This window comes from Varibaculum cambriense (assembly GCF_022133705.1).
GTDB lineage: Bacteria > Actinomycetota > Actinomycetes > Actinomycetales > Actinomycetaceae > Varibaculum > Varibaculum cambriense_A.
The window spans coordinates 24,024-46,085 of record NZ_JAKNHJ010000016.1; the positions used below are offsets into that span (position 1 = coordinate 24,024).

The window sequence follows — 22,062 nt, forward strand, 5'->3', positions numbered from 1 at the left end:
AAGCCCTACGGGTTGACAAGACTACGCTCCCGTTCACTGCTACGCAGTGCCCGGTGAGGCAAAAACAAAGTCAAAGTCCTAACTAAAGGAGTCTGAAATGCAAGAGTGCGAGTGCGGATGTGGTGCAGATATTAGTGGTTGGTCAAACGCGGCGAAAGCGCGCGGGCTACGCCGCCGGATCAGACGAATTTACCGTCCCAGTCACGGTACTTGCTACTACTGCGGATTACCCCTCGACCAATTTCAAGAGTGCGCAGAATGTAGCGGAGAAGATTTAACCAGCGAGCCGGTCAGGGGATACAGCAGTGTTACCACTGAGGAAAAACCTAATTTGGTTTCTCCCGAACCTAAACCCCACGACCCGTTGGGTCCTCCGGAAGATTGCGGACAAAGAAAAATCACTATTGGTAAGACGGTAAAACAGACCCCGGACGGTGCTTTAATCGAATACGAATGCTTGAACCACGATAAGGTTACATCTGGACAGTGGCAGCTGAAAAGCCAAGAGAACATTGGCAATGAGCAAACTTGTTTTACCTACGTTACACATGATGGTTTCGTTAAGGAATACCGCGATAAGGAAGGCAGTATTCTCTCCCAAAAATTCCTAAACCGAGAATGCGAACCTTTGGACGGCTTCAAAGGCTGGGCAGAAAAAACATGGTGGGAAAACGGGCGTATAAGAGAGCGCTCAAAAGTTTGGCCTAACCAAAGCAATGAAGAATGGCAGACTTTAACAGAGCTTGCCAAGAAACGCGGCGGCGGATTATTCATCTCTGAGCGTTACGCTTATGACGGAACTAAGAGCTTAGAACTTTCTTATGTTATAGACGATGGCGATGGGCAACTCTACGAATACCTTGCTAGTTTTGACCAAGAACACGCGCTTGCGTGCTTCGAGTCTAGAGACCACCAAGGAATACTATGCTCGTCCGAAAATATGCTGACCTATTTCGAGAGTTCCGGCGAGGAATCCTGGGTGAAAAGATACATGATAAATAAGGACGGCGAGTCTGTCTACCACCGCACCGACGGTCCAGCAATTTTTTATGGCTACAAAACCGAAGATACGTGCGCCCGCTACTTCCTTGAGGGCAAGGAATACAGCAAGACGGAGTGGGAAAAGAAAGTTGGGTGGACACAGCCAGAACGAGCCTAAAGAACTCACCACATACACGGCCTAAGCGCGCCCTCCAAACATCTATTCATGCCGCTAAATCTTAATAGAAGTGACCAAGAAAATTATCTACTCTAAGGAGAAAACAAAGATGAGTAAATACGGACCGAAAATTCAAACGTTATCTTTCCTAGCTAAAGACCCGGAAGTTCGCTATAAACCGGACGGAACTAAGATTATTAACCTGCTTGTGAACGACACCCCGATAAGACCGGGAACCAGAATCGAAGATAAGAACCATTACATTGGCGAGCAAATCTGGCTAGTTGCCGAAGCGTGGGCAGAGAAAGCCGAACAGATTGAAGCGTTGAACTTGAAAAAAGGCGACTATGTTTCGATTACCGGAAGGCTTTACATTACCCGTTCAGAATACCGAGATAAGGACGGGCTAAAGCGGGTACGGTTTGAAAAACGGATCCGGTTTATTGAAGTCGAACTGAAAGACCCCGAGAACCCGCCGTACAAAGCAAACTAAGCCCGAAAAATCATGCCTGAATATGGGTACAGCGGGCGCGATCCCAGGACAAGATCGCGCCCGCTGGTTGTGTTCCCTTGTTCCATGAGTTTTATCGAATAATTTCGATGCACTCTTACCGGATAGTTACCCATCCGATAAGCTTATTTTTCCCCTCCCCTGTCCCGGTATTACACCGGAACTTTAGGGGAGGGGATTAGCCGTTAAATATAGTCAGGGAGTAGCTTCATTTAACGGTTTATTTATCGCTGCCCACCCCAGGCGTAGAGGTTAGTTTTTCTGGAGTGTTTTTGCGAAGTTTACGCACTAAAATAGTGCCGCCGCCACCAACTACTAGTACCAAGGCGCAAAGCCCCCCAGTCATTGCCAGCGCGCCGGTTTTAGCAAGCTCACCTTGACTCGAAACATTTTGAGTTTGGATAAAGCGTTTACTGCTACGCGGGCTGGAATAATTTCTAGCTTTGCTGACTGGTTTTTTCACGCCAACCGAACCGGATTTACCGCTAGTGTTACCGGCAGGCTTGGTTGGAGTAGTTGGAGTTGTTTTTGTAGGCTTTGGTTCCGGCTTCGGATCAGGGTTAGGATCGGGCTTCGGTTCGGGTTTCGGATCAGGCTGCGGTTCGGGTTGCGGATCGGGTTTAGGATCAGGCTTTTCCGTGACTGTTGGTACTGGGTCAGGTGCCGGGTCAGTATCAGCCGCGAAAGCAGGCAATGCCGTTCCTACACAGCAAAGCGTGGCCGCGAATAAGCCCGCGCATCCTTTGCGCATCTCCGCATTAATAGTTTTTCGTTTACCCATTGGAAAATCCTCCCTAATTGTCGCCGTTATTTTCCAGGTTTGGTTGTCCATATTCAGTCGAAACTGTTACTGCAATTCCGGTTGGCTCAAGCTCGCGCGTAAACGGTGGCTTAATGAAACCTAGCGGCGTTAACAGCCGCGCAGCGCCAGGAAAAGATTTCCAGATATGCAAGTAACGATTACTTGCCTCTACTAACGCGATTTCTGCCTCTTTTAATGCCCTAGTTGTTTGAGCTAGCTCTGTTGCAGTAAAGCTTTTCCTTGCCATACTCCAACCCTCACCCACTCGATAAAGCACGGTCAATAAATAAACGGCGCTCAGTCACAAAAAACTTTCCAGTAAATCCCAGAACCAGAACCGGTAACTACCGGCAAACAAAAACACCTGCCACTAGGTGATCAATCGGCTTCACCGGACGGGGTAAAAAATAAATACCGGATCCCTTCGTCTTTACTGTAGGGAAGATAACCAGAACGTCTCTCGGTTTTACTATCCGGCAGCAATAGCCGGATAGTAAAACCACCCTGAACGCGGCGCAGGCGTTGCCGGTAAAACTTCTCCCCCGCGCTACCCTTACTCCCAGACTAAAAATTACGGGATAAAAACTCGAACTGTACGCCACAGTTAGCCGCGAAATTTTCCGGAACTTTTCCCGGAAAATTTTCGGTACAAGAACGCAAACTTTTACTGAAAAGTTTCGAAAAAATTTTGGGAAAATTTCCGGTACACGTACCCGAAATTGTTCCGGTACAAAATCTGTACGCAAATCACGTCCTTAGAATCCTCTCATAACGTGACCTGCGTCATATTTTGGAAATTCGCCTCCGGGAGTCCCGGACGCAAGATGTGTTCCCATGCATGCATAGGAACCTTGTAGGACTTACGTCCTAAAGTGCGCTTCGCTGGGAAACCGTTTGTTACATGGCTTGTTACATGGTTTTGTACCGGGCTTTGTACCGGAAATTTTGCGGTACACGTTCGCAAACTTTTACTGAAAAGTTTCGAAAAAATTTTGGGAAAATTTCTGGTACACGTACCCGAAATTTTTCTTGAACTTTTCCGTGAACTTTTCACGTTCGCGGCAGTGGTCTGTTTAGCGCTGGGGAGGGTTTGCCGGGCGGTCTTTATATAGGCGTGGAAGAAGATAAGAGCAAGGCCGTCCTATGAGCCGTAGACAACCGAACCAGCGTGGAGAATATACACGCAAAGTTGAGGCTCGCGTAAGTGAGGGTGACTACCTCAAGATAAAGCAGGCAGCCGGGGATGCAAACATGAGTATTGCTGCCTGGATAGTGCGCCGCGCGGCCACCGATCCGAACGCCTTAAAAACTATTGATGTTGAAGGATTAGCTGATGCTGTAACTCAGCTTAGAATCCAGCAGAGAACATTGGCTGGAATGGCCAATAACTTGAACCAGTTAGCGCACTGGGCGAACGCTAACGAGAACTTTCCTGCAACCGCTATCCAGTTCACTCAAGTAATAGATACGCAACGGCAGCGTTGCGCAGAAGTTGTAGAAAAAATCAGGGAGCTTTTGCCGTGATAATAAAGCTCATTCCTGCCAGAGATGCAACCAGTCTATTTGAGTACCTGGCGGGGGAAGGAAAACACAACGAACACGTAGATCAACGAGTGATCTATAACAACCAAGTATCCCCTGTAGAAACGGTCACGCCGATAACGAAACAGGACGCTAAAAGTCTAGCTACCGATTTTGAAACCTATATCAAAGAGTACGGGTCAACCCGCACGTTTAAATCCAACCGGAAAGGGGCAAAAAATGGCAGTAGGGATAAGCTAAACTTTTATCACGGGGTAATGTCTCTGGAACCGGATGAAGCCCCGCCAAGTGATGAAACCTGGGCAAAAATAGTAGACCGCTACTCAACCCTAATGGGATGGCAACAACCAGATGGAAACTATGCACCTGTAATCGCTATCGCGCACGGCAAATCTGCCGGGGGAAGTCCTCACATTCATTTCGCGGTCTCAACCGTGATGGCCAATGGGCAAATGATCCCGGACTCGAACTGGAAAAGACGCTCAATAAAAGCCAAAAGAAAAATCGAGGACGAGTTCGGTCTAAAACCAATAGAATCCGAGCGGGCAGGATACTCTAGGCGCGATTGGAAACAAGCAGAAGAAAAGCGCCGCAAAGTACGCGGACGCACCGTAAAAGAATCCCGCTATCTACAACGCGCCGTAGCCTCCGCTGCACTAGCCGCGAACAATGAGGCTGAGTTCGCGGCGCTACTACGCGCCAGCGACCTAGACATTAACCCGCGCTTTGGAAAAGGCGGGAAAGTAACCGGGTATGCAGTAAAAATAAAAGGCGATAACGAGTGTCCCTGGTATGCTGCCGGAAAACTCTCACGACACCTCACTTTGCCCGCGCTCCGGCAAGACCAAGGATGGGAAAAAACAACCAATACCGAAGCCGCCCGGTTGCAATGGGAAAAAGGCTACGCAATCTCTTTCGGAGCACCCCCTCCGCTATCAAAAATAATGCCCGACTACGCCCGCCGCATACGCGCTTTTTCTCGCACCGCCCCCACCTCACCGGCATGGGCTACACGCGCGCGAGAAGCAGGCGCAGTTCTCGCAGCAATGAGCATGAGAATCGAGAAAAACCAACCCGGAAAATTATGGCAAGCCGCCCTTACCCTATACCGGGCAGGAGAAACCGCGCGCAGGCAAAACCCAACCCAAGTAATGCGTGAATCAAAAATGCTTGCCCGCACCCTACTAATATCGTCCCGGCTCACCCGATCTAACACCAGCCGAATACTCGCCGCCTCAATCATCATGGCCGGGCATTTACGCGCACAAAAACAGTTACAAGAACAACAACTTGCCGCCCAAAAAATCCATGAAGTAATCCGTCAAACCTTAACCGAACTACAAGCCAACCCACCCGAACCAGGCGCTCCCTTAACTGCCCGCCCGATAGCGGACTTAGTGCCGCAAAGCGAGCTAGATAAAGCAATAGACCAAGGCAGAATTATTTACACGAAAGGCAAGGACAAGTGGCTGATAAAAGGAAAGAACCTAAACCCTGGACAAATCGTTACTGTAACCCGAAACGATGGCGAACAAGACCAAGTGAAAGTTGGCCAAGTAACCCGCACAAACAAGCACGGCCACAACTGGGCAACTTTCACCAACATTGCCGCACCTGCTACGCCGCGCCCGGCAAGCGGCGGGCAGGTAACACCAAAGCCTCGCGATACCTCTCATGACCTTGAAATCTAAAGGAAGGAAAACTGATGGAAACTATCTTTGAAAACGCGGCAGATTTTACTGAACGCTACATCCGATACAACTGGGATCGGAACCTGCGCGATGATACCTCTAGGCAATGGTGTCCGAAGTGGTGGTGCCACCCCGAAGCGTACACGAGAATAACCTTCTTGTGGGCATGGTATGAGTTCGCGTTTACTTCCGATTCTTATTCCGAAATGGCGCAATGGCTACAGTTCTTTGACTACGAGATGGATGCGCTCACCCAACCCGGCGGATGTTTCCGTCATTGCGTAGGAGACCACAGTGATGCGGTAGCCTATCAGGCCGAAGAATTTCCTCTCACCCCTGCCATAGACGCACTCGCTTTCCAAAGCGAAGAAAACAAGCAACAGTAAAGGAAAACACAGCCATGAATGATATGAACCTGTTAATCGGGTCTTTAGCCGAAACCGTAGACCAACTTAAAGCCGACCTGGAAGGTGCTTTAAGCCGAATCAGTGTCCTTGAAAACCAACTCGCAACCCCCTTGGAAGAACCCGAAAATGAGTGAACCAATCTGGCAAACCTTATGTGCTCTGGACGACCAGGTAACCTGGGCACGCCTGTTAAACTCCATGCCGCGCTTTTACCATTACTCCCCTGCCAACGCCTACCAGATCGCGGCCTGGCAGGCAGAGCTAGCTAAAACTATTCCCAACCTTGCCATAGGAGAACTCGCTCTTACTAGAGCAGGCTGGAACTATCTCACGGCAGGCGGAAAGGGCAGAGCTATCAAAAAAACCGCCAAGCCGCTAACCTTGACTTTCCTAGACTTGGAAGGCCAAGAGCAAACCTGCCAAATCTACACCTACTCCCAAACCTACGGGCGAAAAATCCGTAAAGAAGCCCTCCCCACACCACTAGCGCCTCCCGCGCTCCAAGACCGGCTACACACCCTACTAGCCCGCCGCTCCCTGTCGGTAACCCGCAGCGCCGCCGCGCCGTCTGGTGGCCACCTAAGCGAGAACCGATCCTCGATAGAGCTGCCCGAAAAACCACTCACCCCGCCCTTGATCCACGCCACCTGTCACATCATTGACCAAACCGGAAACCCGCAAATAAACCATGACGGTAGCGGGGAAATCGTGGCGCAAGCCGTCACCTACGCCCTGTGCAAACACATAGGCGACCCGGACTCGCCGCCCCCACCAAGCCCGCCTGCCCGCTGGGCTGGCGGTGACCAAATCCTGGCCGCAGATATTTACTCGCGCACTATATACGCAATCCGGAAAATCCTAGCTGGACTAGAAGATGACCCCAAACCGTTACTAGGCAAAGCCGCTCTCCGCAGAATAGAAAACGCCAGAACCGCTGCCCTCATGCCATCACCAGTTACCAGCAACCCTGGCAATGCCAGCAATACTGGCATTGCTGACGCACCTGTAAACCCTGAACCCAGACCAATAATCCCAGTAGTACCCCTAAGCCTATTCACCCCTAACCAGCGAGGCCAAGACTTAAATCTAACCATTGCTGCCAACCCGCCAGATAACGAAGCAGAAAAACTCGCCTCCCGCCTACGCACCCTCAAAGTCGCGTTCAATACCTGCCGCCTAGACCAAAACCCCGACCTAGTACAAGCCGGGGAAAAAGCCGGATACAAAACCGGACCGATCCTTTTCGCCGGTAGTACTCCGCTAATGGAAGGAGCGGCCTGGCACGACATCATGCAAGCCACCAAGAAAGCCCGCGCTCTACTACCCGTAGAAAAACGCCCAGAATCGCGCGTGCGAGGACAAAAACCCTACCAGCTATCCAGGATACGAACGCGGCCTGAAACCGCGTTAAAACCCCAATAAACATGGTTAAGCGTGTACCCCCAGCTACTCCTTGGGGGTACACGCTTACTTTCTTATATGCCCAGACCTGGCTGCGGTATTGGGCGTGGCCGCACCGGGGCGGGTGGCCTATTCTTACGCACAGGAGGCGCGCCCGAATAGATCATTTTACCTTCGCTCCACGACTCAATATAGATCGCCTTACCGCGATTGTCGTAGCGCTCCACACACCGCCCGCCATCGAGTACCCCGTTCTTGGTACGCCGAACTTCTTTTAGCGCTCCATCACGGTGATAAGCATATGATTCTTCCCGCCAGTTGCCATCCTCATAAAACACCCGCTCAGTCAGGAGGGTACCATGACTTACGTACTGTTCCTGATACAGTTTCCCGTTTCCATAGAATTGTTGAAAGGCGGCACCATCCGAGTTGTGTACCCTACCCTGATTGTCCTTCCAAATGCGAAAACGGGGCACACCTCTCGTCCAATTCCATTCAGTGAGTACCGCGTCATTATCGCTAGGCTTAAACAAGGGTGGCACAGATTTTAACTGGTCAGGCCGGTATCCGCTCCATGCCTTGATCTGGTCACCACCCCTGTTTACCATCACTACCGGCACGGAAGAAAATCCCTGTTCCTTTAACTGATCTACCGCGCGCCCCGCGTCCTCAGTTCTATAAGGGATATTGTTCTTGTCTAGCCACCTAGTAGTTGATTTGCATTGCATACAGTTCGGTTTTGTGTAGACTACTACCTCAATTTCGTTTTCCATCGCCCGCCCCTGTCTATGCCAGGCCAGGGGCAGCGGTAGGTGTACTGCGCACAGCAGGCTTTACCACGTTGTTAGGGTTATGACTGGTGGCTGTACCGGCCTGCTGGCTGGCGGGCTTGGCGCTACGGGCAGTGCCAAGGGCTTTATCCATGTCACGCAACCTGGCTTTTTCGCCCTCCGAAACCCCGCCTCGCGCGGCAGCTTCTTGACCGTAACCGCGTGGCCACGACCTATCCGAATATTTCACGTACCTGCCGGTATCGCGTTCAAACTCCCTGTGCAACCGCCCATCACCGGTGCCACCCAGCAAATCTGCATCAATCACGTCATAGCCCAGCCCACCCTTAAAAGTGTGTTGGCCTGCACTATTAACCCGGTGGTCACGGATATGATCTGCCGGATTCAAGCCGCGATCATGATAAAACTTCTCCACCAACGGCCAATCCTTGCGGTGGATAGCAAACGTTCTCACCCCCGTCATCGGGTTCTCTCGAAGTATTTTCAGATGCATCCGGTCACGCCAGTAATCATCCATAAAAACTCACCACTCAATCATTTATAGAAACTGCACCCTAAAAGGGTCTTGCATCCCTATAAAGATTGAGTGGCAAACCAGTTACTATTTAGTCATCGATGTTCCCCGTTGACGGCGAGCCTGCCTTACCCGCACCCTCCTGACTGGTTTACCCTTCGGCTGCGTCGGATCAGGGGTACGCCCGGCGATAGGTTTACCAAACGCGGCGTGCTGATCCGCAATGCCCGCCGCCTCACTCTTACTAGCGCCACTAGAGTGCAAACCATTAGCGACCTCGCGTTTATGGTCACTCGACCCATACAGCACCTCACTAGATGAGGCCGCCTCCAAGCTCTCAGTTTGAGCCTGGCGGGAATCGGCTTGAAGATCATCCACTAGCTGCGAATCGGATTCAATATCCCGTTCATCCTCATTAGCAATCACCTCGCGTGCCTGCTGATCCAGGCTATCCGCCACTTCACCGCGATCTATACCGGAATCTTTGAGCCGATCTGCCTGCGCCTCTAACGCATTGGCTTCGGCAATCAGGGCTTCTAACTCACTATCAGAAACCCCATCAATAATATTTCCCAACCGGACACTATCTCCACCGGATTGAGTAATCATTTTCTCAAAATTGCCGGGCGACCAGGACGCATACTGCCGCATAATAATAGTTTCTCTAGCAATATCGCTCACCCTAGCGGCCACCTGCCCAACCCTCTGCTTACCAGAATGGACAGCGCGAAGAACTTCTCCCCACGTTTCATCACTTTCATGCATTAACCTCACCTTTCCTCAAATTGTTGCGTATCAACTGCGAAAACCTGCGTATTAACCTGGTCAGGATTGACTGGCTCTACCCAGTCCTCCACCTGCTCAGCGCTAAGCAAATGAATAGTTTTCATTTCCTCCAGCCCAGGCAAGGCAGGCACATAGTCGCGCCGCCAATAAGGAACCGGGTTAATCAGCACCGGACGCATACCCGCCCCCATAACCACTGCCCTACCCGTAGGAAGTGCCGCTAGATCAGCTACGGGTAAAATCTGTTCGCGCGATACCTGCCTAGACGTTGATACCCCCGCACCCTTCCCATATGACGTGGATATGTGGGTTGTCCAATACTCACCCACCAGGTCTGATACTGCTTTAAGGAATTCTGTTTCTGATACCCCGCCCCCATAAATCTTGATCGTGGCGGCAGACCAAAGTTTTCGCATACCCTCTTTACCCCACACTGCTTCACCTTGGGAATAGGATTGCAAAATAGTGTCCACAATAATGCCGCGCGAACCATAGTGGGAATACATATCGGGTAGTCGCGACCATTTACAAACGTTCGCGGCCTCATCGAGCACCAGCATCATCGGCACCGCAAGTCGACCTCGCGCTTGCCTTTCGGCTTCGCGTTCAGCGGCTTGTGCCACCGCCACCGTTAGCGCGGTAACCAGCGGACCTGCGGTGCCTTCGCCTTCTTTAGAAATCATGAACAGGCTTTGCTTATTTTCCCGTCCTCCCTGCCGGTTAGCCGCGCCCTCTTTATGCCAGGTAGACACGAACTCGGCCACGTTAAACCGGCGGGCACCACCGCGCGGGGTAACCCAGGCCATAGCGGCAGCATTTAGCATCACAGTGCAAAACCCGCGCGCGGTCTGTACATACCCGTCACGCTGTTTCGGGTTTACCGCATACATCCCCGCTATCAGCTCACCTAGCGCACTATCGCCGGGATGCTCCGATGCTTTAAGCACCGATACTGGGGATAAATCATTCGGGTTTTGCAGCCACGACCACACCTGCAAGATCGGGAACCCTCCCCTAGCTGCCGCCAGAAATAGGCCAGCTAGTAAATCCTGCCCTGCCGGGTCAAAGTGAGGATCAACCTTTGCATCAGCAGACCTGGTGGCAGACGCGAAAATTTCTGCCAGCTCCTTAGCTTTCACCGCGTCAGTAACGAACGTGAGTGGATCCCAATACCAAGTGGGGTTTTCGCCCACGATCCCTTGTGGGTCAAACACCCACACCTTATCGCGCCTCGCCCGATACCGGCGGGTAATATCTACCAGGTCACGCTTGTTTGAGGTAGCGACCACCACGCCGGGGGCATCGCAAATAAGGGGTACTGCCCGTGCCGTAGTTTTCCCGCGCCGAGGACCCCAAATATCGACCATCACATCCTCGAACCCGGCATAAACACCACCAGCCCCGTCAACGGCGCGGCCAATAAGCAGCCCCGGCGTAGCCACCCCTAGTGCTTTCGAGGACTTACGGGTATTAGCTAGGCTGGCTCTACCTACCCCGCGCGGTGCCATCACCCGCGCCATATCATCGACCAGTTCCCGCTTACCGCGCCGGGCTTTACGCCAAAACAGAAACCCAACTATCAGGATAAACGTCACCACAAACAGGGCTGCGGTACATCCAATCTGAGCGTGCGTCCATGCCCGCTTACCTAGCAGGGTTTCGAGAAGCAGTTGGACTGGAAGAAACCCGCCCATACGGGAACCAGAAAATACCCCGCCTAGCTCATAGCCTGCCCAAACCAGCACCGCTAAGGCGAACCCGCCGCAAATAGCGACAATGAGTCCCCACTCGTGCCAAAACGTGGACGTGCCACGCGCCCCCGTAGTGCTTTTATTCATCACCACCTGCCTCGTGCCGGTTAGCCCAAAGCTGGTTAGTGTCATTAAGCGCCAGCTCCCGGTTGGTAAGCTGTACCTTGATAGGGATACCAGGGCGCTCAGCAACCTTGATTAAGAATTTCCCTCGACCGGGGGGAGTCGGCTTTTGTCCAGCCCTAACATCCCACGAAGGGGGAGACTGCCAAGAAATAAGCATCGCTTTTTCCTGGCTCGAAAGCGGAATCACCCTCGCTACTTTCTCAGTTTCTTCCGCACTCAACCCCCCGCACAGCACGATCCCAGAGCGGGCAACAAATCCTTTAGCCTTGGCCACATCCTCCGGATTAGGCAAAGCCTCAAGATCGTTAAGGGTGTGAGTAATCATTGCTTGGCCAACCCCGCGCGCCCGGTTAAGCCGGGTGAGTTCATCAATCCGGTTCACCATCCCCACACCAGCGCGAAGAATACGCCACAGCTCATCCATCACAATGAAAAAATGCCTGCGCGGAGTAAGACCAGCATTAGCTAACGCCTGGGCAACATTCACTTGCGCAAACCCATAAGACCAACACGTCAGCAGCACCGCACCTTGAATATCCTGAGCAGCCCCATCCAAATCAGAAACATCGAAAACAACAGGGCGATCCAGCCGCATCGCGGTCGTGGTAGCCTGCCCAAAAACCTGACCCCACCTACCCACAGTAAGCGCCGTAAGTGAAGCCTCTAAATCCTCAGTCACCTGCTCATAACGGTGCTTATTACCCCTAGAAAGCGCCACCTGGTCAAGAGCATCAGGCATAGCACGAATAACCTCAAGCACGTCCCCAATAACTGGAATCTTGCCAGGGTTAGTCTCATCAAACACGCGCAGCGCCTCAGACAAAATAGACTCATCACGAGCCTCGATACCGCCCCGCCTCACCAACTCGATAAGCGCACACACCATCTGCACCTGGCGCGACCTCGCCTCCGAAGCAAGCAGCGCACCCTCTTTACCGCCAATACGTCCCGCAGCCTGCATAGCGCCTCCCGTATCGAGTGGGTTAATCAGATCTTTTCCGGCACCAATCGAAACAACCTGCCCATCTAAGGCCGCCACTAAGTCCACATAGTCTGGTTTAGTATCACCCAGCACCAAAGGCACAGTGCCCTGACCGGCAAGGCCGAGTGCCATACGGCGAATCAAAGTCGATTTACCCGTACCCGGATTAGCCAAGCAAAACACAGACGGATTAGAAATAAGACTCGCCCGCTCAAACCAGGAAATCGGGTCACAACAAACCGTAGACACGGTACGCAAATTAAGCCCTAACGGCACCCCGATCATCGGGGCAGACGTACCTGAACAAAAAGGATACAACCCGCACACCTGCACGGACGTGCCACGCCATACCGGCAGTTGGGGAACCCGCATCATGCGTCCAGAAAATTCCGCTACCGGGGCACCCCACTTATCTAAGGATTTACCCCGCCGTTTCTTGCTTGCCACGTTATCCCTCCATTACCGCAGGAAGAAGGGAATACTCACTGGGAACAATCCCCAAGGGTAGACAAGCCGCGAAACCTGAATCCTGCAACCCCCAACACCGCCGAAGCCGGATCCTGGCCGCAGAAGCGAGATTATCTACCACCGCCGCTACATCATCTACCGAACAATCCCACCCGCCAGTAGCGGTAACGAACATACCGAATTCTTCCAGCCCAGCACCGCTCGCCTCCTCCGAGGCAGTTTGAGCCGCGTTCGCGGCCTCTAACGCCAAGCGCGCAGTGTCTTTTTTATTGCCCTGCAAACGCTTATCAGCATTCCGCTTATCTTTATCAACCACCGTGGCAGTTTTACCTGCCGGGATAGGACGATAAACCAGAGTTACCCGCTTGCGACGAATCTGGGAAGAAGGCTCAAGCAGTGAGCTTAAAACATCCGATCTGACCACACCCCTGGGGGCATCACACATCGCCCACGTAATAGAGGTCGCGCCCTCATGACGATACCGATCCCAATACGCTTTTGACGCGCCAGGACCGGCATCCTTCCACCTGATCTTGGGAGCCTTACCAGCTTCATAAGCAGCACGCGAAAACACGTCCTGCGAGTCCGGGTCATAAGCCACCCTAACCAGCGCGGCCACCCCGGCACCATCCAACGGCCTGACATTACCCGCGCCAGCCCCCGAAAGCATTGAAGTTAAGCCCGGCAGTTGGCTTGACAGCTCGTGGCACATCTCTTTAACCCCGCGCGCCCGCGCGGTTGAACGCGCCTGCCCGGCGTAGGTTAAAGTCACGAATCCGGCTATCCTAGCCGCGCCCACCGGGTAAGAATCCGCCACCTCCTCAAGCATCGCCTTCGCTAAAGGGTGCGCATCCCTAGCCATATTCCCCTCAATTTCGGCGCGCAAACCAAATCCCGAATCCGGGGCAGTTTCTATACACGCCTGAGCCTGCACCAGACCCACTTGCTGACCAAGTTCAGCTAAAAACTGTCCCCACTGCGCCACCCAGTTATCAATCACATCCCTATCCACCAGCGCCATACCATCGGGGGATACCTCCAACACTACCGAGTAATACCCGGTCTGCTGGTGATGCAAAACCGCAAACAAGCGGCCATAAGCATCCCGCGCCTCATACAAGGCAGAGGCCGCAAGAATCCCTGGAAGTCGATAAGAACCCCGCGAGGCCACATTAAGCAGCCCTGAAACATATTTATCTGTACCCGCCCTGCGGGAGCGAAAAAAACTCATCCTATCTCCTAAAACGTCACCAACAGACCTGCCAGAGCGGCCACGAATCGAGAAAACCCCTAACGCGGTAGCACCTACCGCTAACAGTGACCCACCAACACGAAGCGAGTTAGTAAACAAAATAATCAGCATACTTACCGCGAATAGCACTACGAACGAATACGTAGTAAACGCGGAAAACTTCCACACACCAGCCGAAGCAGGCTTGCGCCAGTTGCCGTAACCAGGAACCTTGCGAACCTCGCTCACTTATACTCCACCGCACCCTCAGCAGAAGAACGCGCCGCATCGGCAGTCATAGCCGCAGCCTTCTTCGCGCCATCAGCAGCCGCGCCCACGGCAGCGCCCGCAACAATTCCCACCGGACCGGCAGCAGCCCCTGCAGTAGCACCCGCAGTAGCACCACCTCCGGCGGCTCCTCCTGCGGCAGCGCCGCCCCCGGCACCCCCGGCAGCCGCTCCACCACTACCAGCAGCACCAGCCCCGCCAGCCTTGCTGGCACCGCTGGCCTTACCAGCATCACCGGCATTGCCAGAACCACTACCAGAGGAACCACCAGAATCGCTGGCTTTGCCAGCATTACCAGCGCTACCTGAGGCAGAGGAACCACCAGAACCACTAGCACCGCCCGCATTACCAGAACCACTACCAGAGGAACCACCAGAACCAGTAGCCGAAGAACCCATCATCTTTGACATCATCTTGAACTGAGCAATACCTGCCCCACCCGCAAGCGCTCCCCCAAACATTCCAGCAGCCATACCACCCGCCGAAGAATCAGAAGAACCCAGCGCACTAGCCGTGGCTGGCATGACCAATTTCATAAGGGCTGGCATCGCAAACACGCACCCGAGCAATAATGCTAGAGGCGTAAGAGCAAACGCCGTAACCGAATTTGCATCATTTATATCCGTAATAGGCGTATTAGACAACGTCAGGGCAGCAGACCAAATAAGCGCGCCCACCGGCTTAAATAACATGAACGCTACCGTCCAGGCAACGATTTTTTGGCACCATTCCCAACCAATCTTGGTGGACGCAAAAGAGCCAGCAATCGGTCCCATACCAGCCAAAATAAGAAGAATCCCGCCACGCAAAGCCAACTGGAACATTAAGATCAGCGAAATAATTAGTACGAAAATAATCAGAAGAAACGACATTAACCCGAAAGTGAGAGCGCCCCCGGGGCCATTACTGGCAGCTAAATACCCAACCATCTTTGCCAGCCCATCAGGCTTAACCGGACCGGCAATCCAGCCAGCTAAAGCGTCCGTACCAGCAAGGCCAAGAACACATACAGACACCCAACCCGAGGATATTAGCACAAACGTGCCCAGGCCACGAGCAATATCACGTAAAGGCTCACCACGCTGAGTAATAGCGATCTTCGCCGCGCCAATCATCAAAGAACACACCATTAACAACCCAGCTAAAGCAGCAAATGAGTTAGCAGTCTTATTAGTTACTTTTGACCCCATCGCCGAATCCGGCAAGATCGGCGTAAAATTAATCCACATCTTTCCTAGCGTTGCTAACAGCCAAGAAAGCGGTTTAGTAATAATACCAATAACCCCATCAAATGCTTGCGCCGCTAACTGCCCGAACCCGTCAGTGAACGCATCCGTGACAGCACTAGCCATCATTTCAGGCAAAGACGTTTTTGGAAGTTTCGCAGCCTTCTTCACCGCACCGGTTGTGGCGTTAATCGGATCGGCTAACGCTTCACCAGTAGCATTTTTGGTTTTGTCAACAAGATCTTGAACCGGTTTAGAAATAGCCTCGAGCTGTTTATCTTTATCATTAGAGGGGGCAGCATTAGCCGGCGCGGGCACAGCAAGACACCCCAGGACTAATAGAAATAAACAAACAATGCCTACAAGAGCACGCTTCGCCATTAGTCGTAATCTCCTTCGCGGATAAACGTCCAGGAATCGTCCAAGTCAAGCTGATCTAAAACCTTAATGTGGGCATCATCGAACACCATGCGCCAATGCCAATCACCATTCGTGAACTCCATAGTCATCTTTATCCACATGGTCGTACCCATCGGAGTATCGGATAGCAACTCAACCGCACCGTTAACTTTGCCGTAACCAGTAACCCGATAACCAAATACCTTACTGCCCCCACGCACCGCCAAATTATCCAGATCCGCTTTTTCAAAGCCGGTAGTGATCTGGCGGGCTTGCGCCAGGTAGGGACCAGAAACAGAAAACTTGACCACATCCGGACGCGCCGAGCTATCCCACGCCTGCCAAATATCAATCGCAGCCAAAGCCATACCGGCACGGGAACGCTCAAAACAACGCGGCGCACCCGCCTTCGTAACCAGACCGGGACCGACACTCTTAACGAATCCAAGATCAGTACCAGAACTAACCGACCGCCAGTCAATCCCGCTCCCAGAATCAAGAACTTCTCTATCAGAAGCCCCCATATTGCACGGAGAATCCGAGGCAGGAACCGTTACTGCCTGCCCAGATTGATCCTTCGACTCAAAAATACCTGACAAATAGCTCCAAGCAACTACCGCCACCGCAACCAACACCAGCCCAGCCAGGCCAAACGCCCACACCTGCCAAGTTTTACGGCCAGAGTCAAGCCTCCTACTTCTTCTACCCACAACGCGCCCCCTACATGAGCGCGGAAACTATCTGCGTGGCCACACCAATAATCACGCAAGCCCCCATAGCCAAACCAAGACGCTTCGTAGCACCAGCAGACCTGTTCTCATCCTGCAAAGCCAACATCGCGCCCGCAATCAAGAACCCAATAACCGCAAGCAAAGTAACAATAGATTTAACCCAACCACCAAGAGTTAGAAACTTTTCCCACCCTGGAGGATTAACCGCCGGAACATCCGGTGCAGCAGCTCCTACAATCCCAACCAAGTGAGATACCGCGTTGATACCGTCTATAATCATTTATTTTTCCTTTCAATCAAATGTTTGATCTTCAAAACCTTTTTTGGTGCCGCCAGCCCCTCTACCGATGCCACCGAGTAACACTCCTCAGAAAAAGGCACCAAAAACGCCTCACTAAAAGCGCCACCAACCAGCTTGAAAAGAGCCTTAACTTCCCTGGAAACCCGGCCAGGAACCGTGCAAGTGGCAATCAGAAACAACTCGCTGACCGCGCCGCCCCGACCCGATGACCACACCTGCGCCGCCTTTGAAGCCCGCTCCAAGCCATAAGCCGAAGCACTACACGCCACCAGCCCTATAACCGGCCATGCACAGGAGGGGAACACTCCCGGATCAAGCACCGGTAGGCCAAGCCAATACCCAAGAGAAGAAGAACGCGACCCACCATGAGCCGCTAAAACCACTCCCGGCGCGTTAACCGTCTCAAACCGGGAAGGACCGACTTGCGCCGAGTGCGCCGGATCGGGCAGCAAAAACCTGCCCGGCTCCTCCTGAACAATCTCAGAAGGCACCGGGCTAGGTGCTGGCGGCTCCAACGCAAAAGCAATCTCTGCTGGAAGCCCTGAAAACCCTTCTTCCACGCCTATATAAAGACCGTCCGGCACCCCACCTATATAAAACCAGGAATCCCTAAACCTAACGGAAGGAAAAATAATGGAAACAGAGAACCAGCACCCCGCTGACATTCAGATCCAGCCAGCCGGCCACTACACAACTAGCCTGCGCGGCATCACCAAAACCCACGCGACCCTCAAAGAAGCAATAGCTGAGATACAGAACAAGGCAAAAGCCTGGGACAGTCCCATTCCCTGCACCATAACCACTAGGGAAGGCACCTGGCCGGCCATAATCCCACAAGAAGGAAACCCGAAGCCCACTGGCACGCCCGCACCCGAGCAAACACCAATACCCGCTGCCCCACCGCACATGGGTGGCGGGAAACTCGTGGAAACCATACCCCTAAAACCCCTGTGACCCATCACACTCAAAACCAGGTACCAGGGTGTCATAGTGACACCCTGGTACCATCAAGCCTCTATGACCTCCCTCACACAAGGTAGAAACGTTATGGCAAATGACTTATTTTCCAGGTTCCGCCTTAACAATCCCTTGCCCAGTACAAGTCATGGACTCTCCGGCACCCAGAACTGTTTTAGGACAGGTGACCTTTACCCCTTTGGAGTCGGTAACCTTAATATCCCACACAGGTGCTCTACCAAGGTTCTCAACTTTGTAAGTAAACTCCACTGTCGAGCCATTGAGAGCCTTAGTGACCTTGTGTCCGTTAGAATCTTCACCAGTAAAAACGGAGTCACCTTCCCCAACTTTGCTTATGCGCAGTTCTGCCGGTACGTGATAAAAACAACTTCGATTACTAAATACGATACCGGTTGGCTCCTTGTTACTCAGCTCAATAGTAAGCCCCGACTTCATAGACATCTCAACGTATGGCGCGCCCACTTTTTCTGAATGATCTGCCTGTGACCAAGCCTGCTTACACGGGCGTTCCTCACCGAACTTGACACCCGGATCAAACACCCACGGCCCAATCTTTCGATCTGGTTGCCTTAAGCAGCCGTTACCAGAAAGTATTTTGACGTGCGGTTGCATAGGGTCTACTTGATCCCAGTTAGGACTCCAATTGCCGATGCCACCTACCATACCCGGCTTCATAAAATCACCGATAAAGGTAGTACCCACCTGGTCGCTTTCTTCACCATCCTGCTTGAAAAACCTATACGTTAAGTGAGATGTAGAATCCACTAAATCAAAGTTAGAACCCCCATAACCGGGGGTAGCCAGAGCGGCGTTAGCAACCAGACTGGAAGAACTATGGGCAAGGCTTTCCCTAATGTCATAATTAAACGAACTGCATCCAGGACTAATATCCTTTGGGTTGCACCTCGTGTTATACATAAATACCAGCGGAAATCTATCAACCAAATGCTCAAGATCGTAGTCATAGGTGTATTCGTTAGTGTAGTCGGCTACCCGAAGCGAAATATCACTAAGCGTTAATTCCACGTCCAATAGTTCGCCAGTTTTGGCCTCGAATGCGGCTTTTGGCCACCTCAATGTAATGCTGCCGGGAATGTTTTGAGCATTGCCACTGTAATCGGTGATCGAGTCCTTATCCACGTATTCCACATACATACGTTCGCCTTGAACAAGTCTAAACTTCCCATCAGGGCTATACGTGTAGGTAGTACCGGGAATGTCACCCTCCACCTTTGCGCCGCCACCGGCTACTTGCGCATCATTTAACGAAAAATTACTTTTCTCGCCAATACCGCAATCAAATTCGCATACTTCTGGTTTATCTTCCGCCCTCGCTGGAGAGCTAACCCCCAGCAACCCGGCAAGCGCTACACCCAACACTGGCAGAAATACTACTAGTCTCCTAAACATTGATTTACTCATTTCTTGTTTTCTCCCGCCGTAACCAGTAACCCGGTAGCAAGCGCTATCCCAATAACCCCAAGGACAGCGGATAAATATAGTTGACCCATTAAAACAAGTACCGGGAAAGCTATCATCGCCGTGGCCGTAAAGAACGCCAAAATTACTCTACCCATCATTTCTCCTCCATTTTGGCGGCCAGGGCGATCAGTACCGTCCAACCCGCGATTACTAGCGCCACGCTGATAAACGGTTCGTTTAGCGTGTAACACACAGGGGATAACAGGATCATTGCGAGAGCGGATATTCCAGGAATTGCTTTAGTCACGGTTCTTCCTCCGTAACGCGCCACCACTAGCGATACCTGCCCCGGTAATAACGATTGCTCCTATGATCCCGGCTCCGGTAACCGCTAACGGTGTGGAAACGATTGGCTCATTAGTAGATACATTTGGTTCATCGGGGGCTGGCAAAGTTGTGGCCGGAGGGGATACCTGCTCGGTTTTGGGAGGGTCTGGATATTCTGCCTCGACTCTTATCTTCACTATCGCTTTTTGCCATCCCGCGTTCACCCTGTTTCCGCTGGTGGCTTCAAAATCAAAGTTGTAATCTAGTACCGTATTTGCGGCCTCTGATACTTTTAGTTCTGCCCCGTCAATACCTTGAAGTGGCAGCGGGCTAGTCATATCTTTCACCGGGATACCATTTACGGTTAAGTCCTTGAAGAAGTCATCTGTACCCCCCCCTCAAGGATTGACCATTGAGTAGATTTGAGCCGGATCGGCTTGCTTGTCTGGTTGCAAACCTTAAAGGTTTTCTTTTCCTCGATACCTGGCGCGATAATGCCACCTTCCAAGATCGGCAGTTCGGCTACATACCCATCCCCATCTTTCACGAAATCTGCTGTGGAGCTTTGCACCCCGTTTTCAGTAAATGAAATGTCGTAGTCTGCACCTGTGCATCCTCCTGCCGCTAACGCGGCGGATAATAAAATTGCGTTAAGCATCTTGTCTGCCTTTCGGGGAAGTTTCTACCAAGGACAAGCCAATAAGGGCAAGGCTTACTATTCCTACCCCGATTTGGTAGGGACGATGGTAGATACCTTTTTGTTTGAAAACGTCTGTCACTACGCCTTTAACCTGGCTACGGTTAATAGCTGCATCCTGTACACCGTTCGCGTCTCCTTTGGTGGTCAAGCTCTTGCCATCAGCGCTTACCGCTACTACCCGATGCACAATCGGTACTGGGTAGCCTGGCTGGTCAAAAAGCACTACTTGCCCGACTTTTGGTTCATCTATTTGGCGTACTAAAACGTATGATCCGGTATTTATGGTTGGTTCCATTGATCCGGTTTGGATTTGATAGATTTTTCCGCCCGTCAATATCGGATACAGGCTTACCCCTAATAGCCCGATAATCCCTACCGTACCGATCAGGGTGCATAGTTTCTTTAGGATTTTCACTTGCACCTCACGTCCTCGCGGAAAAGATTCACTTTGGCAGTGATCGGCTCTCCGTCGCGGGTTTTCTCTACCAGCTTGGCGCGCCAAGTGGAGTCATGACTAACTTCTTCGCCATACACATTTACCCCGGTTACTATGCCTATGTTTTCGTAGTCGCCTACCTCTAGTTCCTTATTAGCGCCGGAGGTTTTCGCGACTACGCACGCATACTTGGCGGTAGAAGGAATATCTTCCTGCCTGCCGGTTGCCGCCTCGCATGAGCATTTGGAAGGATCGTCCACTGCCCATGTGCTGTATTCGTATCCTGGAAGTTTCGGGGAAATATCCAGGTTTACCTTGAAGGGTTTACCCGAAGCAGTGTGAGAGTCCATTGGGATAGCAACCGCGTTGCACTCTTTGCTATCCACGTCCTGCTTAGAGAATATAGTTTTATCCTCACCGTTAGCCTTTATCCCCATAGAGGTAAATGTTTCGGTTTGTACCTTTACCCCTGGCGCATTATCGCTATCGCTCCATAGTGCCAAGGCTGAGGAAACTGAGGAAAATGATAACGCAATACCTAGCCCTAAAGCCAAGAGATACTGCCGCCTGCTTGACCTTGTTTTAGCGTGTTTAGCCATTATCCCTCACCTGCTCTCCGGTGATCTTCGCTTCGCTTAACACTTTGGCCGGGGGAGCCTCCGCCCCGATCAGCCCGCCAAGTGTTGCATCTTTTTTCCCGTCTGCTTTCACGGATTTAACCAAGAATCCCTCGGTAGTACCGTGTACTACCTCTATTTTCTTGCCGGTCTTATCAACTACTTCGCTATTACCGGATACCTTGACCGCAATATTTTTGCCCTCAGCGTTTACCTTGATCGGATACGAGACTTTATAGGCTTCTCCTGGCTCTACAAACGCGGTGCCACCTGGCACCTGTTCTGCTTTACCGTCACAGTCATGGGTGATCGTAGGAAGTCCGGTAATTTCGACTTTCAGATCACCTGATTGAATAGCCATGTTTCCGGCATCTGCCGCATCCACCCAGTAAGCTGTGGCCGCGCCCGCGCCACCAATCAGCAACCCCACCGCGCCTAGCGCGGCGGGCAATATCAGTTTTTTCTCCTTCTTCAC

Annotated in this window: 28 protein-coding genes; 8 read left to right on the forward strand and 20 right to left on the reverse strand. The window is 52.1% G+C overall.

Annotated features, from left to right (window positions below; genetic code table 11):
- Window positions 1–97 precede the first annotated feature (97 nt).
- Window positions 98–1,159 carry a hypothetical protein gene (locus tag L0M99_RS08070; RefSeq protein ID WP_238128311.1) on the forward strand — a complete coding sequence of 354 codons (1,062 nt, stop codon included), beginning with the start codon at window positions 98–100 and terminating at the stop codon, window positions 1,157–1,159.
- Between the two features lie 109 nt (window positions 1,160–1,268).
- On the forward strand, window positions 1,269–1,652 hold the full coding sequence (locus L0M99_RS08075; RefSeq protein ID WP_238128312.1) for a single-stranded DNA-binding protein: 384 nt from the start codon (window positions 1,269–1,271) through the stop codon (window positions 1,650–1,652).
- A gap of 238 nt (window positions 1,653–1,890) precedes the next feature.
- On the opposite strand, the gene L0M99_RS08080 is transcribed toward L0M99_RS08075, so the two are convergent.
- Together L0M99_RS08080 and L0M99_RS08085 are read right to left on the reverse strand one after the other, a co-directional pair.
- Window positions 1,891–2,451: a hypothetical protein gene (locus L0M99_RS08080; protein ID WP_238128313.1), complete on the reverse strand. Its 561-nt coding sequence runs from the start codon at window positions 2,449–2,451 to the stop codon at window positions 1,891–1,893.
- A gap of 13 nt (window positions 2,452–2,464) precedes the next feature.
- Window positions 2,465–2,719: a hypothetical protein gene (locus L0M99_RS08085; RefSeq protein WP_024059794.1), complete on the reverse strand. Its 255-nt coding sequence runs from the start codon at window positions 2,717–2,719 to the stop codon at window positions 2,465–2,467.
- 896 nt (window positions 2,720–3,615) lie between these two features.
- Here L0M99_RS08085 and mobC point away from each other — a divergent pair.
- Genes mobC through L0M99_RS08110 form a run of 5 tightly spaced genes read left to right on the forward strand, consistent with a single transcriptional unit; the run spans window position 3,616 to window position 7,534 of the window.
- Window positions 3,616–3,996: a plasmid mobilization relaxosome protein MobC gene (gene mobC / locus L0M99_RS08090; protein WP_238128314.1), complete on the forward strand. Its 381-nt coding sequence runs from the start codon at window positions 3,616–3,618 to the stop codon at window positions 3,994–3,996.
- Window positions 3,993–5,705, forward strand: coding sequence for a relaxase/mobilization nuclease domain-containing protein (locus L0M99_RS08095; protein WP_238128315.1), 1,713 nt, complete (start codon window positions 3,993–3,995; stop codon window positions 5,703–5,705). The genes mobC and L0M99_RS08095 overlap by 4 nt, the downstream gene beginning before the upstream one ends.
- Before the next feature lie 14 nt (window positions 5,706–5,719).
- On the forward strand, window positions 5,720–6,091 hold the full coding sequence (locus tag L0M99_RS08100; protein ID WP_238128316.1) for a DUF4913 domain-containing protein: 372 nt from the start codon (window positions 5,720–5,722) through the stop codon (window positions 6,089–6,091).
- Between the two features lie 14 nt (window positions 6,092–6,105).
- Entirely contained in the window at window positions 6,106–6,246 is a 141-nt protein-coding gene (locus tag L0M99_RS08105; protein ID WP_238128317.1) for a hypothetical protein, read from the forward strand.
- Complete coding sequence (locus tag L0M99_RS08110) at window positions 6,239–7,534, forward strand: hypothetical protein (RefSeq protein ID WP_238128318.1); 1,296 nt, start codon at window positions 6,239–6,241, stop codon at window positions 7,532–7,534. Before L0M99_RS08105 ends, L0M99_RS08110 begins: the two co-directional genes overlap by 8 nt.
- 53 nt (window positions 7,535–7,587) lie before the next feature.
- Here L0M99_RS08110 and L0M99_RS08115 read toward each other — a convergent pair whose 3' ends face one another.
- The 10 genes from L0M99_RS08115 to L0M99_RS08160 all read right to left on the reverse strand — a co-directional run bounded on the left by L0M99_RS08115 (window position 7,588) and on the right by L0M99_RS08160 (window position 17,691).
- Entirely contained in the window at window positions 7,588–8,286 is a 699-nt protein-coding gene (locus L0M99_RS08115; protein ID WP_238128319.1) for a glutaredoxin domain-containing protein, read from the reverse strand.
- A 13-nt stretch (window positions 8,287–8,299) separates the two neighbouring features.
- Window positions 8,300–8,821 carry a hypothetical protein gene (locus L0M99_RS08120; protein WP_238128320.1) on the reverse strand — a complete coding sequence of 174 codons (522 nt, stop codon included), beginning with the start codon at window positions 8,819–8,821 and terminating at the stop codon, window positions 8,300–8,302.
- Window positions 8,822–8,905: 84 nt separating this feature from the next.
- Window positions 8,906–9,583, reverse strand: a complete 678-nt coding sequence (locus L0M99_RS08125) for a hypothetical protein (RefSeq protein ID WP_238128321.1) — start codon at window positions 9,581–9,583, stop codon at window positions 8,906–8,908.
- 5 nt (window positions 9,584–9,588) lie between these two features.
- Window positions 9,589–11,487, reverse strand: a complete 1,899-nt coding sequence (locus L0M99_RS08130; RefSeq protein ID WP_238128322.1) for a type IV secretory system conjugative DNA transfer family protein — start codon at window positions 11,485–11,487, stop codon at window positions 9,589–9,591.
- On the reverse strand, window positions 11,435–12,910 hold the full coding sequence (locus L0M99_RS08135; protein ID WP_238128323.1) for an ATP/GTP-binding protein: 1,476 nt from the start codon (window positions 12,908–12,910) through the stop codon (window positions 11,435–11,437). Before L0M99_RS08135 ends, L0M99_RS08130 begins: the two co-directional genes overlap by 53 nt.
- Before the next feature lies 1 nt (window position 12,911).
- Entirely contained in the window at window positions 12,912–14,411 is a 1,500-nt protein-coding gene (locus tag L0M99_RS08140; protein ID WP_238128324.1) for an SCO6880 family protein, read from the reverse strand.
- A complete protein-coding gene (locus tag L0M99_RS08145; RefSeq protein ID WP_238128325.1) occupies window positions 14,408–16,057 on the reverse strand; it encodes a hypothetical protein in 1,650 nt (549 codons plus the stop codon). Before L0M99_RS08145 ends, L0M99_RS08140 begins: the two co-directional genes overlap by 4 nt.
- Window positions 16,057–16,785, reverse strand: coding sequence for a hypothetical protein (locus tag L0M99_RS08150; protein ID WP_238128326.1), 729 nt, complete (start codon window positions 16,783–16,785; stop codon window positions 16,057–16,059). The genes L0M99_RS08145 and L0M99_RS08150 overlap by 1 nt, the downstream gene beginning before the upstream one ends.
- Window positions 16,786–16,795: 10 nt before the next feature.
- Complete coding sequence (locus tag L0M99_RS08155) at window positions 16,796–17,086, reverse strand: hypothetical protein (protein ID WP_238128327.1); 291 nt, start codon at window positions 17,084–17,086, stop codon at window positions 16,796–16,798.
- Entirely contained in the window at window positions 17,083–17,691 is a 609-nt protein-coding gene (locus L0M99_RS08160; RefSeq protein WP_238128328.1) for a hypothetical protein, read from the reverse strand. The genes L0M99_RS08155 and L0M99_RS08160 overlap by 4 nt, the downstream gene beginning before the upstream one ends.
- A gap of 49 nt (window positions 17,692–17,740) precedes the next feature.
- Between L0M99_RS08160 and L0M99_RS08165 the strand changes: the two genes are divergently transcribed.
- Window positions 17,741–18,061 carry a hypothetical protein gene (locus L0M99_RS08165; protein WP_238128329.1) on the forward strand — a complete coding sequence of 107 codons (321 nt, stop codon included), beginning with the start codon at window positions 17,741–17,743 and terminating at the stop codon, window positions 18,059–18,061.
- Window positions 18,062–18,166: 105 nt separating this feature from the next.
- Here the strand turns inward: L0M99_RS08165 and L0M99_RS08170 are convergent, their stop codons facing one another.
- Genes L0M99_RS08170 through L0M99_RS08205 form a run of 8 tightly spaced genes read right to left on the reverse strand, consistent with a single transcriptional unit; the run spans window position 18,167 to window position 22,062 of the window.
- Complete coding sequence (locus tag L0M99_RS08170) at window positions 18,167–19,507, reverse strand: hypothetical protein (RefSeq protein ID WP_238128330.1); 1,341 nt, start codon at window positions 19,505–19,507, stop codon at window positions 18,167–18,169.
- Window positions 19,504–19,665, reverse strand: coding sequence for a hypothetical protein (locus tag L0M99_RS08175; RefSeq protein ID WP_238128331.1), 162 nt, complete (start codon window positions 19,663–19,665; stop codon window positions 19,504–19,506). The genes L0M99_RS08170 and L0M99_RS08175 overlap by 4 nt, the downstream gene beginning before the upstream one ends.
- Window positions 19,662–19,814, reverse strand: a complete 153-nt coding sequence (locus L0M99_RS08180) for a hypothetical protein (RefSeq protein WP_238128332.1) — start codon at window positions 19,812–19,814, stop codon at window positions 19,662–19,664. The genes L0M99_RS08175 and L0M99_RS08180 overlap by 4 nt, the downstream gene beginning before the upstream one ends.
- Window positions 19,807–20,181 (reverse strand): hypothetical protein, encoded by a 375-nt coding sequence (locus tag L0M99_RS08185; protein WP_238128333.1) that lies wholly within the window; start codon window positions 20,179–20,181, stop codon window positions 19,807–19,809. The genes L0M99_RS08180 and L0M99_RS08185 overlap by 8 nt, the downstream gene beginning before the upstream one ends.
- A gap of 17 nt (window positions 20,182–20,198) precedes the next feature.
- Entirely contained in the window at window positions 20,199–20,492 is a 294-nt protein-coding gene (locus tag L0M99_RS08190; RefSeq protein WP_238128334.1) for a hypothetical protein, read from the reverse strand.
- A complete protein-coding gene (locus tag L0M99_RS08195; protein ID WP_238128335.1) occupies window positions 20,485–20,955 on the reverse strand; it encodes a signal peptidase I in 471 nt (156 codons plus the stop codon). The genes L0M99_RS08190 and L0M99_RS08195 overlap by 8 nt, the downstream gene beginning before the upstream one ends.
- Complete coding sequence (locus L0M99_RS08200) at window positions 20,946–21,569, reverse strand: hypothetical protein (RefSeq protein ID WP_238128336.1); 624 nt, start codon at window positions 21,567–21,569, stop codon at window positions 20,946–20,948. Before L0M99_RS08200 ends, L0M99_RS08195 begins: the two co-directional genes overlap by 10 nt.
- Entirely contained in the window at window positions 21,562–22,062 is a 501-nt protein-coding gene (locus tag L0M99_RS08205) for a hypothetical protein (RefSeq protein ID WP_238128337.1), read from the reverse strand. Before L0M99_RS08205 ends, L0M99_RS08200 begins: the two co-directional genes overlap by 8 nt.

Coding starts and splice junctions, on each gene's coding strand:
- L0M99_RS08070 (WP_238128311.1), top strand. CDS start 98: ATGCAAGAGTGCGAGTGCGGATGTGGTGCAGATATTAGTGGTTGGTCA.
- L0M99_RS08075 (WP_238128312.1), top strand. CDS start 1,269: ATGAGTAAATACGGACCGAAAATTCAAACGTTATCTTTCCTAGCTAAA.
- L0M99_RS08080 (WP_238128313.1), bottom strand. CDS start 2,451: ATGGGTAAACGAAAAACTATTAATGCGGAGATGCGCAAAGGATGCGCG.
- L0M99_RS08085 (WP_024059794.1), bottom strand. CDS start 2,719: ATGGCAAGGAAAAGCTTTACTGCAACAGAGCTAGCTCAAACAACTAGG.
- mobC (WP_238128314.1), top strand. CDS start 3,616: ATGAGCCGTAGACAACCGAACCAGCGTGGAGAATATACACGCAAAGTT.
- L0M99_RS08100 (WP_238128316.1), top strand. CDS start 5,720: ATGGAAACTATCTTTGAAAACGCGGCAGATTTTACTGAACGCTACATC.
- L0M99_RS08105 (WP_238128317.1), top strand. CDS start 6,106: ATGAATGATATGAACCTGTTAATCGGGTCTTTAGCCGAAACCGTAGAC.
- L0M99_RS08110 (WP_238128318.1), top strand. CDS start 6,239: ATGAGTGAACCAATCTGGCAAACCTTATGTGCTCTGGACGACCAGGTA.
- L0M99_RS08115 (WP_238128319.1), bottom strand. CDS start 8,286: ATGGAAAACGAAATTGAGGTAGTAGTCTACACAAAACCGAACTGTATG.
- L0M99_RS08120 (WP_238128320.1), bottom strand. CDS start 8,821: ATGGATGATTACTGGCGTGACCGGATGCATCTGAAAATACTTCGAGAG.
- L0M99_RS08125 (WP_238128321.1), bottom strand. CDS start 9,583: ATGCATGAAAGTGATGAAACGTGGGGAGAAGTTCTTCGCGCTGTCCAT.
- L0M99_RS08130 (WP_238128322.1), bottom strand. CDS start 11,487: ATGACACTAACCAGCTTTGGGCTAACCGGCACGAGGCAGGTGGTGATG.
- L0M99_RS08145 (WP_238128325.1), bottom strand. CDS start 16,057: ATGGCGAAGCGTGCTCTTGTAGGCATTGTTTGTTTATTTCTATTAGTC.
- L0M99_RS08155 (WP_238128327.1), bottom strand. CDS start 17,086: ATGATTATAGACGGTATCAACGCGGTATCTCACTTGGTTGGGATTGTA.
- L0M99_RS08165 (WP_238128329.1), top strand. CDS start 17,741: ATGGAAACAGAGAACCAGCACCCCGCTGACATTCAGATCCAGCCAGCC.
- L0M99_RS08170 (WP_238128330.1), bottom strand. CDS start 19,507: ATGAGTAAATCAATGTTTAGGAGACTAGTAGTATTTCTGCCAGTGTTG.
- L0M99_RS08175 (WP_238128331.1), bottom strand. CDS start 19,665: ATGATGGGTAGAGTAATTTTGGCGTTCTTTACGGCCACGGCGATGATA.
- L0M99_RS08190 (WP_238128334.1), bottom strand. CDS start 20,492: ATGCTTAACGCAATTTTATTATCCGCCGCGTTAGCGGCAGGAGGATGC.
- L0M99_RS08200 (WP_238128336.1), bottom strand. CDS start 21,569: ATGGCTAAACACGCTAAAACAAGGTCAAGCAGGCGGCAGTATCTCTTG.